The 12,645-nt window shown below is 70.6% G+C and carries 13 protein-coding genes; 5 read left to right on the plus strand and 8 right to left on the minus strand.

Annotated features, from left to right (window positions below; all coding sequences use genetic code 11):
- Positions 1–106: 106 nt before the first annotated feature.
- From ABZ707_RS14505 to ABZ707_RS14515, 3 genes are read right to left on the minus strand one after another with little or no spacing between them, the layout of a single operon-like run.
- Positions 107–859 (minus strand): amino acid ABC transporter ATP-binding protein, encoded by a 753-nt coding sequence (locus tag ABZ707_RS14505; protein ID WP_360173860.1) that lies wholly within the window; start codon positions 857–859, stop codon positions 107–109.
- 5 nt (positions 860–864) lie between these two features.
- Positions 865–1,815, minus strand: a complete 951-nt coding sequence (locus ABZ707_RS14510) for an amino acid ABC transporter permease (RefSeq protein WP_360173199.1) — start codon at positions 1,813–1,815, stop codon at positions 865–867.
- A 29-nt stretch (positions 1,816–1,844) separates the two neighbouring features.
- On the minus strand, positions 1,845–2,807 hold the full coding sequence (locus ABZ707_RS14515) for an ABC transporter substrate-binding protein (protein ID WP_360173202.1): 963 nt from the start codon (positions 2,805–2,807) through the stop codon (positions 1,845–1,847).
- Between the two features lie 519 nt (positions 2,808–3,326).
- Here ABZ707_RS14515 and ABZ707_RS14520 point away from each other — a divergent pair.
- Positions 3,327–4,580: an NADP-dependent malic enzyme gene (locus ABZ707_RS14520; RefSeq protein WP_360173205.1), complete on the plus strand. Its 1,254-nt coding sequence runs from the start codon at positions 3,327–3,329 to the stop codon at positions 4,578–4,580.
- A gap of 160 nt (positions 4,581–4,740) precedes the next feature.
- Entirely contained in the window at positions 4,741–5,703 is a 963-nt protein-coding gene (locus ABZ707_RS14525; RefSeq protein ID WP_360173208.1) for a zinc-binding dehydrogenase, read from the plus strand.
- Between the two features lie 39 nt (positions 5,704–5,742).
- On the opposite strand, the gene ABZ707_RS14530 is transcribed toward ABZ707_RS14525, so the two are convergent.
- Entirely contained in the window at positions 5,743–6,108 is a 366-nt protein-coding gene (locus ABZ707_RS14530) for a hypothetical protein (protein WP_360173211.1), read from the minus strand.
- Between the two features lie 98 nt (positions 6,109–6,206).
- A complete protein-coding gene (locus tag ABZ707_RS14535) occupies positions 6,207–7,061 on the minus strand; it encodes an MBL fold metallo-hydrolase (protein ID WP_360173215.1) in 855 nt (284 codons plus the stop codon).
- An 81-nt stretch (positions 7,062–7,142) separates the two neighbouring features.
- Here ABZ707_RS14535 and ABZ707_RS14540 point away from each other — a divergent pair, with 81 nt between their 5' ends.
- Entirely contained in the window at positions 7,143–7,352 is a 210-nt protein-coding gene (locus ABZ707_RS14540) for a helix-turn-helix domain-containing protein (protein WP_360173218.1), read from the plus strand.
- A gap of 65 nt (positions 7,353–7,417) precedes the next feature.
- Here ABZ707_RS14540 and ABZ707_RS14545 read toward each other — a convergent pair whose 3' ends face one another.
- The 3 genes from ABZ707_RS14545 to ABZ707_RS14555 all read right to left on the minus strand — a co-directional run bounded on the left by ABZ707_RS14545 (position 7,418) and on the right by ABZ707_RS14555 (position 9,809).
- On the minus strand, positions 7,418–8,464 hold the full coding sequence (locus ABZ707_RS14545; RefSeq protein ID WP_360173221.1) for a helix-turn-helix transcriptional regulator: 1,047 nt from the start codon (positions 8,462–8,464) through the stop codon (positions 7,418–7,420).
- A gap of 1 nt (position 8,465) precedes the next feature.
- The gene (locus tag ABZ707_RS14550) at positions 8,466–9,350 is read right to left on the minus strand and encodes a DUF4097 family beta strand repeat-containing protein (RefSeq protein ID WP_360173224.1); all 885 of its coding nucleotides are present in this window, start codon (positions 9,348–9,350) and stop codon (positions 8,466–8,468) included.
- Positions 9,351–9,626: 276 nt separating this feature from the next.
- Positions 9,627–9,809 (minus strand): DUF6104 family protein, encoded by a 183-nt coding sequence (locus ABZ707_RS14555; RefSeq protein WP_360173227.1) that lies wholly within the window; start codon positions 9,807–9,809, stop codon positions 9,627–9,629.
- A gap of 161 nt (positions 9,810–9,970) precedes the next feature.
- On the opposite strand from ABZ707_RS14555, the gene ABZ707_RS14560 reads away from it, so the two are divergent.
- Together ABZ707_RS14560 and ABZ707_RS14565 are read left to right on the plus strand one after the other, a co-directional pair.
- Positions 9,971–10,438: a CU044_2847 family protein gene (locus tag ABZ707_RS14560; protein ID WP_360173230.1), complete on the plus strand. Its 468-nt coding sequence runs from the start codon at positions 9,971–9,973 to the stop codon at positions 10,436–10,438.
- Positions 10,435–12,528, plus strand: coding sequence for a trypsin-like peptidase domain-containing protein (locus ABZ707_RS14565; protein ID WP_360173233.1), 2,094 nt, complete (start codon positions 10,435–10,437; stop codon positions 12,526–12,528). Before ABZ707_RS14560 ends, ABZ707_RS14565 begins: the two co-directional genes overlap by 4 nt.
- The last annotated feature ends 117 nt before the right edge of the window (positions 12,529–12,645 follow it).

A 12,645-nucleotide genomic window follows, 5' to 3' on the forward strand; every position in this document is an offset into this window, starting at 1 on the left:
CCGGCGGCCGGGGCGGTCGTACGAGCTGGTGCAACCGTGGCAACGAACCCCCTCGCGCCTACGGTGAGGGGCGGTACGGAGTCGTCCGCACCGCCCCTCACCGGCGTCACAGCACCTTGGAAAGGAAGGACTTCGTCCGGTCGTGCTGCGGGTTCGTCAGGACGTCGCGCGGGTGGCCCGACTCGACCACCACACCGTCGTCCATGAAGACCAGCGCGTCCCCGACCTCACGCGCGAAACCCATCTCGTGCGTGACCACGATCATCGTCATACCGTCCTCGGCCAGGTCGCGCATGACGTCGAGGACATCACCCACCAGCTCCGGGTCCAGCGCCGAGGTCGGCTCGTCGAAGAGCATCAGCTTGGGCTCCATGGCCAGCGCGCGGGCGATCGCCACCCGCTGCTGCTGGCCGCCGGAGAGCTGTGACGGATAGCTGGCGGCCTTGTCGGCCAGACCGACCCGGTCCAGCAGCCGCACCGCGCGGGCCCGTGCCACGGCCTTCGCCTCGCCGCGGACCTGGACGGGCGCCTCCATGATGTTCTCGATCGCCGTCATGTGCGGGAAGAGATTGAAGCGCTGGAAGACCATGCCGATGTCCCGGCGCTTCCGGGCGACTTCGCTGTCCTTGAGCTCGTAGAGCTTGTCGCCCTTCTGCTGGTAGCCGACCAGCTCACCGTCGACCGACAGCCGGCCGGCGTTGATCTTCTCCAGGTGGTTGATGCACCGCAGGAAGGTCGATTTGCCGGAGCCCGACGGCCCGATCAGGCAGAAGACCTCACGGGGAGCGACCTCCAGATCGATGCCCTTGAGGATGTGGGCGGTGCCGAAGGACTTGTGGACGCCCTCGGCCTTCACCATCTGGGTCATGCCATGCCTCCCTTGGGCCGGCCGAGGGACAGCACATTGACTCTGATGCGCTGGAACGGCGTCGGCGGCAGGCTGCGGCTCGATCCGCGCGCGTAGTAACGCTCCAGGTAGTACTGGCCGATGCTGAGCACCGAGGTCAGGATCATGTACCAGACCGCCGCCAGGAAGAGCATCTCCACGGTGGCACCCGACGTCTGGGACACGTTCTGTGTGGCCCGCAGCAGCTCCGTGTACTGCACCGCCACCGCCAGCGACGAGGTCTTGAGCATATTGATGACCTCGTTGCCCGTGGGCGGCACGATCACCCGCATCGCCTGGGGCACCACGATCCTGCGCAGCGTCTTGCCGTGGCTCATGCCCAGCGCGTGCGCCGCCTCCGTCTGGCCCTCGTCGACCGACTGGAGACCTGCCCGGCAGATCTCCGCCATGTACGCCGCCTCATTGAGCCCGAGGCCCAGCAGCGCGCAGAGGAACGGAGTCATGAACGAGGACCACTCGTCCTTGTAGACCGGGCCCAGGTTGATGTACTCGAAGACGATGCCCAGGTTGAACCAGACCAGGAGCTGCACATAGACGGGCGTGCCGCGGAAGAACCAGATGTAGAACCACGCGATGGCCGAGGTCACCGGGTTCTTGGAGAGCCGCATCACCGCCAGGACGATGCCCAGCACCACGCCGAGCAGCATCGCCAGCACCGTGATGATCACGGTGTTCTTGACGCCCGTCAGTATCTGGCCGTCGAAGAAGTAGTCCGGCACGGCCGCCCAGTTCACATCGCCCTGCGCGAAGGCGTAGACGAGGGCGACCAGGACACCGATGGCGACGACGGCGGACACGTACCGCCCGTAGTGCCGGACCGGAATGGCCTTGATGGACTCCGGCGGGGGCGGCGGTGTGTCCCGGGGTGCCTCCCCGGGACCGTCCGCCTTGTTGATCTCAACAGTCACGGATGTTGCCTTTCAGAGCCGGGAGCGGATCAGGAACCGCCGTTGAGCTTGGCTTCCTCGACCGCGCCGGCCTGCACGCCCCACTTGGCGATGACCTTGTCGTACTCGCCGTTCTTGATGATCGCGTCAAGGGCGGCCTGGAGCGCCTTCGTCAGCTCGTTGCCCTTGGCCACGGCGATGCCGTACGGAGCGGCCTCGACCTGCTCGCCGACGAGCTGGAAGTCATTGCCGCCGCCCGAGGTCTTCACCGCGTACGCGGCGACCGGGAAGTCACTGGAACCGGCGTCGGCGCCGCCGCCGCGCAGCCGGGTCTGGGCCTCCAGGTCGTTGTCGAACGCCTCGATCGCGATCTTGCCCTTGCCGGCCTCCGTACACTTGGTGCTCTCGGCCTTGGCGAGGTCGTGCGAGACGGTGCCGCGCTGGACGACCATCTTCTTGCCGCAGAGGTCCGACCAGGTGGTGATGCCCTTGTCGGCGCCCTTCTTCGTATAGATGGACACCCCGGCGGTGAAGTAGTCGACGAAGTCGACGCCCTCGCCGACCTTCTTGCCGGTGTCGCCGTCCACACCGTTCTGGCGGTCCTTGGTGTCCGTCATGGCGGACATCGCGATGTCGTACCGCTTCGAACGCAGGCCCGTCAGCAGGGTGTCGAACGTGCCGTTCTCGAACTCGAACTTCACACCGAGCTGCTTGCCGAGCGCGTCGGCGAGATCCGGGTCGATGCCGACGGTCTTGCCGGACTTGTCCTTGAACTCGACGGGCGGGTACGCGATGTCGGAGCCGACCTTGATCACGCCCTTGTCCTGGATCGCCTGGGGAAGCTGGTCGAAGAGAGGGGCCTTGGACGCCTCGGCGGTGCCGGTCTTCTTCGAGCCGCTGTCCGTCTGGTCACCACAGGCGGTCAGCAGCATGGTGCCCGCGACCGCGATGGCGCCCACCGCGGCGATCCGGGATTTCGCGACAGCCGTGCGACGGGTGGAGCGTGCGGTCATGATCAGGGTCCTCCGACGGGTGAGGGAGCTGCCAAGTGGTCGGGCACGCCTCTTCGAGTGTCGCGACCGTGTGTGATTAGGGCATCCTGCCATTTGGACTGACCCATTCAGGGGACCAGGCATGTCAAAATCGGGTAACGGGACACCGCCCGACTTCCATGTGCTGAGCCGACAAGACCGGATCATCTTGCGGAACGCCTTCTTCCGGCCGGAGGATCTCCGGCCCATTTCGCCTTTTGAACGTGATTCACACCGTGTAACGGAAGTGTCGGACTCTTCGGCTATGAGCCTTGTCACCGCAAGTATCTGGACTCGTGGACGATGCTTCCGTCCGGTAAGAAGGACGATTACACCCCTCATCCGGGGCTCAGGGCGCGTGTGCGGCGCGCCCGCGCGTACGTATATCCCCCTGGCGGGCGGGCCAACCGTCGACGCGGGGCGCGGACGTGGTTGCGCCCACCCCTCCTCGACCAGGAGCGGCCACCCTCAACTGATGAAAGACTTAAGGGGTCATTGAACATGGCAGCGGAGATCGTCAATCCTCGCAGCGACAGCGCTCCCGGCAGCGCTCATGACACGCCTCCGCGGAGCGGCGACGGTACGGAGAACGGGCTGGAAGACCCCTTCGACCCGGCGTTCGCACTTCACCGCGGCGGCAAGATGGCCATTCAGGCCACGGTCCCGGTGCGCGACAAGGACGACCTGTCCCTGGCCTACACGCCCGGCGTCGCGAAGGTGTGCAGCGCCATCGCCGAGCAGCCCGAGCTGGTGCACGACTACACCTGGAAGTCGCAGGTCGTCGCCGTCGTGACGGACGGTACGGCGGTGCTCGGCCTCGGCGACATCGGCCCGGAGGCATCGCTCCCCGTGATGGAGGGCAAGGCGATCCTGTTCAAGCAGTTCGGCGGTGTCGACGCGGTGCCGATCGCGCTCGCCACCAAGGACACGGACGAGATCGTCGACACCGTGGTGCGGCTCGCGCCCTCCTTCGGCGGCGTCAACCTGGAGGACATCTCGGCTCCGCGCTGCTTCGAGATCGAGCGCAGGCTCCAGGAGCGCCTGGACATCCCCGTCTTCCACGACGACCAGCACGGCACGGCCGTGGTCACGCTCGCCGCCCTGCGGAACGCGGCGAAGCTGACCGGGCGCACCCTGGGTGAGTTGCGCGCCGTCATCTCGGGCGCGGGCGCGGCCGGTGTCGCCATCGCCAAGTTCCTGCTGGCGGCGGGCATCGGCGATGTGGCGGTGGCCGACCGCAAGGGGCTCGTCAGCCGCGACCGCGACGACCTGAACGACGTCAAGCGCGAGCTGGCCGCGATCACCAACCGGGCCGGGCTCTCCGGTTCGCTGGAGGCAGCGCTGTCCGGCGCGGACGTCTTCATCGGTGTGTCCGGCGGTACGGTCCCGGAGCCGGCGATCGCCTCGATGGCGCCCGGCGCGTTCGTCTTCGCCATGGCCAACCCGACCCCCGAGGTCCATCCGGACATCGCGCACCGGTACGCGGCGGTCGTGGCGACCGGGCGCAGTGACTACCCCAACCAGATCAACAATGTGCTGGCCTTCCCGGGGATCTTCGCCGGGGCGCTCCAGGTGCGCGCGTCCCGGATCACCGAAGGTATGAAGATCGCTGCGGCGAACGCGCTGGCGGATGTGGTCGGCGGCGAACTCGCCGCGGATTACGTCATCCCGTCGCCGTTCGACGAGCGGGTGGCACCGGCCGTGACGGCCGCGGTGGCCGCGGCGGCCCGCGCGGAGGGCGTCGCCAGGCGCTGACCGCCGCCGTTCCGGTGTGCTCGTCACGGGCCGCGCCGCGTCCCCCGACCGGGGGACACGGAGCGGCCCCGCCGCGTTTACCGGGCGGTCCGCCGGCGACGCGCGCCAGGACGTGCGTACGGGTTCCGCCGTGTCCCGTTCTCGCCCTATGGTCAAGGTCATGTTCGCCGCCTACGCCGCCCGTATCGATCGCGATCAGCCCCTCAACGGCCTTGAGCTGGGCGAGCGCCCGGCGCCCGAGCCGCGCCCGGGATGGACCACCGTCACCGTCAGGGCCGCCTCCCTCAACCACCACGACCTCTGGTCGCTGCGCGGGGTGGGACTGGCGGAGGACAAGCTGCCGATGATCCTCGGCTGTGACGCCGCCGGCATCGACGAGGACGGCAACGAGGTCGTCGTCCACTCCGTCATCGGGCAGACCGGCCACGGGGTCGGGCCGCGCGAGAGCGGGTCGATCCTCACCGAGCGCTATCAGGGCACCTTCGCCGAGCGGGTCACCGTGCCCGCGTGGAATGTGCTGCCCAAGCCGGCCGGGCTGAGCTTCGAGCAGGCCGCCTGTCTGCCGACCGCCTGGCTGACCGCGTACCGGATGCTGTTCACCAACGCCGGTGTGCGGCCCGGGGACTCGGTCCTGGTGCAGGGCGCGGGCGGCGGCGTCGCCACCGCCGCGATCGTGCTCGGCAGCGCGGCGGGACTGCGGGTGTACGCCACGAGCCGGGACGCGGCCAAGCGGGCGCGGGCCGTGGAGCTGGGCGCGCTGGAGGCGTTCGAGCCCGGTGCGCGGCTGCCGGGCCGGGTGGACGCCGTCATCGAGACGGTCGGCGCCGCGACCTGGTCACACTCCGTCAAGTGCCTGCGGCGCGGCGGCACCCTGGTGATCTCGGGCGCGACGAGCGGCGACCGGCCCGCGCACGCCGAGCTGACCCGGATCTTCTTCCTGGAGCTGAAGGTCGTGGGCTCGACGATGGGGACCAAGGACGAGCTGGAGGATCTGCTCTCGTTCTGCGCCACGACGGGTGTGCGGCCGGTGATCCACGAGGTGCTGCCGCTGGACCGGGCGCGGGAGGGCTTCGAGACGATGGCCTCGGGCGATCTCTTCGGGAAGATCGTGCTGACGACCTGAGCGCTCTCCGGGCCGCCCGGCCGCCGCCTCCGGACGGCATCACCTTCGGCCCGTCGCCACCTCGTCACCCTCCTCGTCACCGAACTCGTCCTCGTCCAGCTCGTCAGGAGTGAACCAGGCCCGGGACGACTCAGGCACCGCAAGAAGAAAGACCAGCACGATCGCGCCCAGAATCGACGGGAACGCGAGCACGAACGCCGCGATCCGCGCGCCGCGATTGCCTTGCCACAGCCCAAGGGCCACCGAGCCCGGCAGGAGCGCGCCGAGGCCGAGCAGCGCGAGCGTCGGCGCGCCGGCGATCGCGATGGCCACGGCACCGATCAGCAGGGCGGCAGCCAACAGCGCGTAGATACAAACCGCCGCCAAGACCGGCGTCGGCGGCCTGTTCATCTCATCAGTGGACATCTCAGGGAGGGTATCGAAGCCGCCCCACAACAGGCCCCGTTCAGCCGGATCATTTCTTTGTCCGCACAAACCGATGGAGGGGATCGGCAAACAGGTCCTCAGGACGGTGCGCCCTGGTGTACGACGATGAAGTCGCCGTACGGGTAGGAGCCCGGCCGGCCCCCGGTCTCCGTCAGCGCCCGGCGCAGCGTGCGCAGATGCCCGGGGGTGAGCGGGAGCGGCGGTTCGTCGGGCTGGTCGACGGTGCCGCGCGGATAGTCCACACCGGGCGTGGTCGTCATCTCGATGTGGCAGCCCAGCACCTGGGTGACGGGCCGGGACGCGCAGAAGCGGAGCAGCCGGTCCACCGTACGCGTGAACGCCGTCGCGTCCGCGATGTAGAGGCGGCCGGGGTAGAGGGAGTCGCCGGTCAGCAGCAGGCCGGTGTGGCGGTCGTGGAAGACCACGGCGGCCGTCTGATGGCCCGGCCCGGGGATGAGATCGAGGACCCGGCCGCCCAGATCCAGCTCGCCGAGCCCGTCCGGCCAGCCGGTCAGCGAGTACGCCGCGATCACCTCGTCCAGATCCGGTCCGACGACCGTGGTGCCCGGGCGGCCGTCGAACTGCCCGTCCGCCGCGATGTGGTCGCCGTGCCCGTGGGTGTGGGCGACGACCAGTCCGTACGCCGGGGCGTCCGGCCGGCGCGGATGACGCCGCAGCCAGTCGTCCAGGAGCGCGTCGACGGTCGCGCGCAGCGGGAAGAGCGCGGGGTCGGCGGTCGCTCCGGTGTCCAGGAGCAGCGCGCGGTCGTTCCCGAACAGCAGAAAGAGGAACGGCGCCTCGAAGTGCGCCCTTTTGCTCTGACGCAGGATCAGCGTGTGCTCGGTATAGGCGTGCACCTGAAGAGGCGCGTCGCTGTGCCAGTCCACGTCGAGCGCCCCGGGCACGGGAGCGTCCGCGAGGTAATCGATCACCCGTCCACTCTATGTCTGTCAACCGTGGTTGATGCCTGTCAACCGTATTGACGAGCACGTGTGTCAACGTACATTGACAAGATGACCGAAGCGACGGATCTCGCCGAGCGGGCGGGTGACCGCGATCCCCGGGTCGCGCTGAGGGCGGTCGCCGCGCTGCGGCGGCTGCTGGAGCAGCTCGAAGCCGTACAGGTGCGCGGTGCGCGGAATCAGGGCTGGTCGTGGCAGGAGATCGCGGACGCGCTGGGTGTCAGCCGGCAGGCCGCGCACAAGAAGCATGGGAGGCGCTGATGGGGGGCGCTGTCCGGGCATCGCGCGCCGTACGTCCGGACACCGCCGTCCCCGCCTCCGTCTCCTCAGGGCCTGGGCCCGCGCAGGAGTGCGCCGATATGGGCGGCCGCCGTGGAGAGATGGCGGCGGGCCTCGCCCAGTTGCGACTCCGTCACCCCGTGGTCCCTCGCCGCGTCCCGGATGTCGTCACGGAAGCGGTCCAGCAGCCGGTCCAGATCCCGCGCCGGATCGCCCGTCCCGGGAGTGTCCTTCGCCCAGCCGGCCCCCGCGGACTCCGGCGGTGCGGCCTTGGCCGCCGTGGCCTCCTCGGCCGTGGCATCGCCCGGTGCGTCCGTGGTGGCGCCGTCCGTGGAGTCCGGCCGGGGGTACGGCGGCCAGGAGGTGCCGCGTGCCAGACCGCCGAGCTGTCCGGCCAGCTCGGAGAGGCCCTCGCGCACGCCCGTCGGCCAGTCGCCCCGGGCGAAATGGCCCTGCACCTGGTCCTGGACCTGCTTCGCGATGCGCTGCATCTCCTCGCGGGCCGTCTCCTGGGCCTCCTTGGCCTGGCGGCGGGCCTGCTGCGCGTCCTCGCGGGCCCGCCGCGACTCGTCCTTGGCCCGCCGGGCCTGCTCCTTCCAGCCCTGCTTCGCGCGCCGCAGCTCCTCCTTCGCCGCCCGCCAGGACTCCTTGTCGCCGAAGCTCCCGTCCCAGTCGGCTCCCGGATCGCCCTTGGGCGCGGAGGGCCTGCGGTTCTCGGAGGCCGCCGCGCGCATCTCGCTGCGCAGCCGGCCCGCCGCACCGCGCACGTCGTCACGGATCTCGGCGGCCAGCTCGGAGACCGACTCGCGGATCTCCAGCTCCAGATCGGCCAGCTCGCCGCTGCGCCCGGCCAGCTCCGCGCGGCCCGCGTCGGTGATCGAGTAGACCTTGCGGCCGCCCTCGGTCGCGTGGGTGACCAGCCCCTCGGCCTCCAGCTTGGCGAGCCGTGGGTAGACGGTGCCGGCGGAAGGCGCGTACAGCCCCTGGAAGCGCTCCTCCAGCAGCCTGATCACCTCATAACCGTGGCGCGGCGCCTCGTCGAGGAGTTTGAGCAGATAGAGCCGCAGGCGGCCGTGGGCGAAGACCGGAGGCATGTCAGAGCTCCTTCGTGTCGGCCGGTGTCGGGACGAGGTCGCTCGGTTCGTCCTCCCCGGGCGGCCTGCGCAGCAGCGCGATCGAGCCGGACACCGTCGTCGCCCGCAGCGTGCCCGTGCCCGCTCCCAGCGTGCCGGTGATCTTCTTCGCGCCCCACTGCCCGCTGACCCGCAGATCGTCGAAGGCGTTGGAGACGGACCCGCTCGCGGTGTTCGCCTCGACCCGGGCGTCCGTGGGATGCGGAAGGCGGATCGCCACCTCGCCGGAGACGGTGGTCAGCTTGATGTCCGTGGGCCTGCCCGCCGTGTCCAGGTCGATGACCATGTCGCCGCTGACCGAATCGGCCCGTACGGACGACCCCGCTCCGTCGATGACCGTCAGATCGCCCGAGACCGAGTGGAAGCGCAGATCCCCGGTGACCGCCTGGGCCTCCAGACCGCCGGAGACGGTGTCGGCCCGGACCGTGCCCGAGAGACCGACCAGGGTGGTGTCCCCGGTGACCCCCCGCACCTCCGTGCGCCCTCGCACCCCGGAGATCACGGCCGCGGCGCCGACCACTCCGACCTCGACCGCTGTCCCGGCGGGCACGGTGAGGGAGACGACCGCGCTGCGGTGCCACGCCTTCCGTTCGAGCCACTTGAGAACATTCGTCCAGGGCAGGTCCTCGTAAGCCACCGTGAGGGTCGAGCCCTCCCGGGTCACGACCAGCGGTGGGCCCTCGACCTCGGAGATCTCCAGCCGGGCGCCGCCCTGCTCCGCCGGGCCGGCCTCGTCCGTGCCGACGATGTTCACCGTCCCGTTGACGATGCGCACACTGAGCGCCGTCACCGGGTCGTCGAAGGTGAGCTTCCTCGCCTCGGCGACTTCCCACGTTGACTCTGCCATGGTGCCGACCTCCCTGGGAGGGCCATGACGCAACATATCGCGTCTCCTGAACAACACGATATATCGCGGTCGCGGGAAGTCAAGGTCGGGCGAGGCGCCGAGGGTCCGTACCGGGCGCGCGCCGGGTATCCGGGGGATACGGGTATCCGGGGGATACGGACCGGCCCCGGGCATCCCCGGGCCTCACGCGTCGCGCGCGGACACGCACCGGGACAGGCGCGAGCCGGGACGGGGGAGCCGCGCCCGTCCCGGCCCCCAGTCGGCCTCTCGGTCCGCTCAGTCCTCTTCTTCGTCGTCGTCCAGCCGCGCCAGCCAGGTGGCGAGGCGCTCGACCGGGACCTCGAAATCGGGGTTGAGATCGACGAACGTACGCAGTTGCTCGGCCAGCCACTCGAAAGTGACCTCCTCCTCGCCGCGCCGCTTCTCCAGCTCCTCGATACCACGGTCGGTGAAGTACATGGAATCAGCCTAATGCCTGGTGAGGGCCGTGCGACGGCCGGGCGGCGGCGCCGTGCGGCGCCCAGAACCACCCGGACGCGAACCGCCGTCCTGTTCCATGAACCTCGCTTCGGCACGGTACTGCCGCTAGCCTGCGGGGAATTGGGGGAACGGGGAGTGTCATGGGTGATGGTGAGGCCCGTATTACGCGGATCGAGATGCCGGACGGCACACCGGTGTGGGCCCGGATCTCCGGCGCCGAGGAACTGAACCGCCCTTCCGGGGGCCTGGAGTTCTCGGACACCGGATTCGCCGAACAGGTACAGGCGCGCGTCGAGAGCCTGCAAGGCGTGGTGACCAGCGTGGCGCGGTCACTCGTCGGGCCGCTGCGCGCGGTGCGGCCCGACGAGGTCAGCGTCGAATTCGGCATCGAGCTGACCGCCAGGTCGGGCAAGGTCGTCGGACTGCTCGCGGACGGTGAGGCCAAGGGCGCGATCAAGGTCACTCTGACCTGGAACGACGGAGGGCCCCCGGCCGATCTGCCGGGGCCGCTGGTGCCGAACCAGGCCGCGGCCTGGCCCGCGCCGCCGCCCGGCGACGGCCCCGGCCGGCCGGACGGGCCGACTCCTCCCGCCGGGAGCGGACCGTGATCGACGGGTTCGGCCGGGGCGCACCGGGAGCCTCGGACGACACCCGCCGTGCGCTCGTGGACCTCGTCATGGCGGCCACCGTGCGCATCCATGGCCCGGAGCACGGGTATGCCTCAGAGAGACCCGGCGGCTTTCTGGGCAGCGGCTTCTTCATCGCCCCGAGCTGGGTCCTCACATGCGCGCATGTGGCGATGCAGGGGGAGGGGCGGGAAGTGACAGTGATCTTCGAGACCGGTCCCGGCAGCGGTGAGACCTCGGTGACGGGCACCGTGGTCGCGGCGCTCCCCGAAGCGTCCCACGCCGCCGAGGGGCGGCCGTCCACGAGGAGCGGCGGCTGGCCGGCCCCGGATCTCGCGCTCGTCCGTCTCGGCAGGCCCGTCGAGCACGCCTGTGTGTATGTCACCGAGCGGCCCGCGGCGTTCTTCGGCGGCGGGCAGGTCCTCTACTCCGGCTGGACCGAGGTCGGCGGGCGGCTGAAGCGGCTCAGCGGCCAGTGCGCCGTCCAGGGCACCGTCGGCGGATGGGCCGATCCCGACGAGCAGATGCGGCTCGGCGGAGACGTGCTCCCGCCGGGTGTCTCGGGCGGACCGACCGTCGATCTGGCCCGCGGCGAGGTGGTCGGCGTCCTGAAGTCCCAGCTTGTCGGCGGGATGGGCGGGACCTCCATCGGCGTGGAGCGGCTGCGGTCCCTGCCGGTGCCCGCGGCGATGGCGGGGACGGAGTCCGACGACGACTACCAGGCCGTGTTCCACGCCCATGACCGCTATCACGCGGACCGGCACACCAGCCGGGTGGGCCGGGGCTGGACCTGGACCGATGTGCAGAGCGGACTGGGCGCGGGCGCCGACCGCGCGCTCAGCCCCCAGCAGCGGGTCATCCTGCTCGGCGCGCTCGCCAAGCTGCCGCCTCCGGTCAGCACGCACAGCCTGCTCGATCTGCTCGTACGGCTGCCGGGCGTCCATTCCGTCGACCGCTACCCGGCGCCGCGGAGCTGGCGCGACGGGCTCGGCGCGCTGTACGAGACCCGGGGCGGCGAGGCCGCCCTCGAACTCCTGCTGCGCTACTGCATGAGCGTCATCGCCGCCGAGCGGCCGTATGTCACCCAGTCCACCGCATCCGCCGAGGAAGAGCTGTGGACATGGGTGAAGTGGACCGCCGACGACCGGCTGTCCCGGGAGTTCCGCAACGAGATCACCCGGCTCTGGTCCGCCAGCCGGCACCGCACGGACCGGGAACAGCGGCGCGCGGCCCCGGCGTACGGCGAGCGGCCCCGGGACGGCGAACGCCCCTTCGTGCTGCTGGAGCTGGAGCCGCGCGGCTGGGAGCGGGACAGCTACGACTGGCGGGTCGGGGTCGCCCGGCACACCGGTGAGGTGCAGCCCGTCGCCGAGGACAGCCGGGGCACCCCGGGCCACGCGCTGCGGGCCAGGCTGACCGCCTCGCTGACCGAGGCGTTCCGCCGCTGTGACGAGCCGGACAGCCCCGCCGTGCTCCAGGTCGCCGTGGTTCAGGCGCTGCTCGGCCTGGATGTCGACAGTTGGCAGCTCTCGGCCGACGAGCCGCCGCTCGGTGTCGTACGGCCGGTGGTCGTCCGCTGCTCGGACCACGAGCCGCCGGCGTCGGAGGACGAGGCCCGGGAGCGCAGGGCGCGCTGGAGCCGGGCCTGGAGCGCCGCCATGCGCGCCGAGATCGTCGACTGCGAGGACGGTCTGCGGGTACCCGTACCGACGGAGGAGGACCTGCGGTCTCTGGCGTACGAGACCGTGCCGGTGCTCTGCCGCTACGCCGACCGGCCGGACGCGGAGACGGCGGCGGGGCTCGCCAGGGTGGTGCGCGGCGGCTTCCACATCGCCCTGCTGCGGAGGGGCAAGGACCAGCCGGACGTGGTGTGCGAAGACTTCCACCGGCATGCCGTGGACACCGTCGCGGAGGCCGGGACGGCGGACCGGCTGCCGTGGAAGATCCATGAGCTGCGGCAGGGAGTGCGCGCGGGCCGTGCGGAGACGTACTGGTCCGACGGCGTCGCTCTCTTCTACGACGATCCGCTCCATCCGCTGCCCGGATCCGGCCAGTTGCTGGAAGCGCCGTGAGCCGCCCGGCCGCGGTCCTCTTACGAGGTCGGCGGCGGATCGCTACCGTGAACCCCGTGGCGAGCCACTGGTTCGGCGGTCGCTGCCCCTGGCGGACGAGTGACGACGAGGGAACAC

Source organism: Streptomyces sp. NPDC006923 (assembly GCF_040635655.1).
GTDB lineage: Bacteria > Actinomycetota > Actinomycetes > Streptomycetales > Streptomycetaceae > Streptomyces.

What these genes read in the sequence shown, in the direction of transcription:
- ABZ707_RS14505 (WP_360173860.1), bottom strand. Translation starts at nt 859, where the DNA reads ATGGTGAAGGCCGAGGGCGTCCACAAGTCCTTCGGCACCGCCCACATC.
- ABZ707_RS14515 (WP_360173202.1), bottom strand. Translation starts at nt 2,807, where the DNA reads ATGACCGCACGCTCCACCCGTCGCACGGCTGTCGCGAAATCCCGGATC.
- ABZ707_RS14520 (WP_360173205.1), top strand. Translation starts at nt 3,327, where the DNA reads ATGGCAGCGGAGATCGTCAATCCTCGCAGCGACAGCGCTCCCGGCAGC.
- ABZ707_RS14525 (WP_360173208.1), top strand. Translation starts at nt 4,741, where the DNA reads ATGTTCGCCGCCTACGCCGCCCGTATCGATCGCGATCAGCCCCTCAAC.
- ABZ707_RS14530 (WP_360173211.1), bottom strand. Translation starts at nt 6,108, where the DNA reads ATGTCCACTGATGAGATGAACAGGCCGCCGACGCCGGTCTTGGCGGCG.
- ABZ707_RS14540 (WP_360173218.1), top strand. Translation starts at nt 7,143, where the DNA reads ATGACCGAAGCGACGGATCTCGCCGAGCGGGCGGGTGACCGCGATCCC.
- ABZ707_RS14545 (WP_360173221.1), bottom strand. Translation starts at nt 8,464, where the DNA reads ATGCCTCCGGTCTTCGCCCACGGCCGCCTGCGGCTCTATCTGCTCAAA.
- ABZ707_RS14550 (WP_360173224.1), bottom strand. Translation starts at nt 9,350, where the DNA reads ATGGCAGAGTCAACGTGGGAAGTCGCCGAGGCGAGGAAGCTCACCTTC.
- ABZ707_RS14555 (WP_360173227.1), bottom strand. Translation starts at nt 9,809, where the DNA reads ATGTACTTCACCGACCGTGGTATCGAGGAGCTGGAGAAGCGGCGCGGC.
- ABZ707_RS14560 (WP_360173230.1), top strand. Translation starts at nt 9,971, where the DNA reads ATGGGTGATGGTGAGGCCCGTATTACGCGGATCGAGATGCCGGACGGC.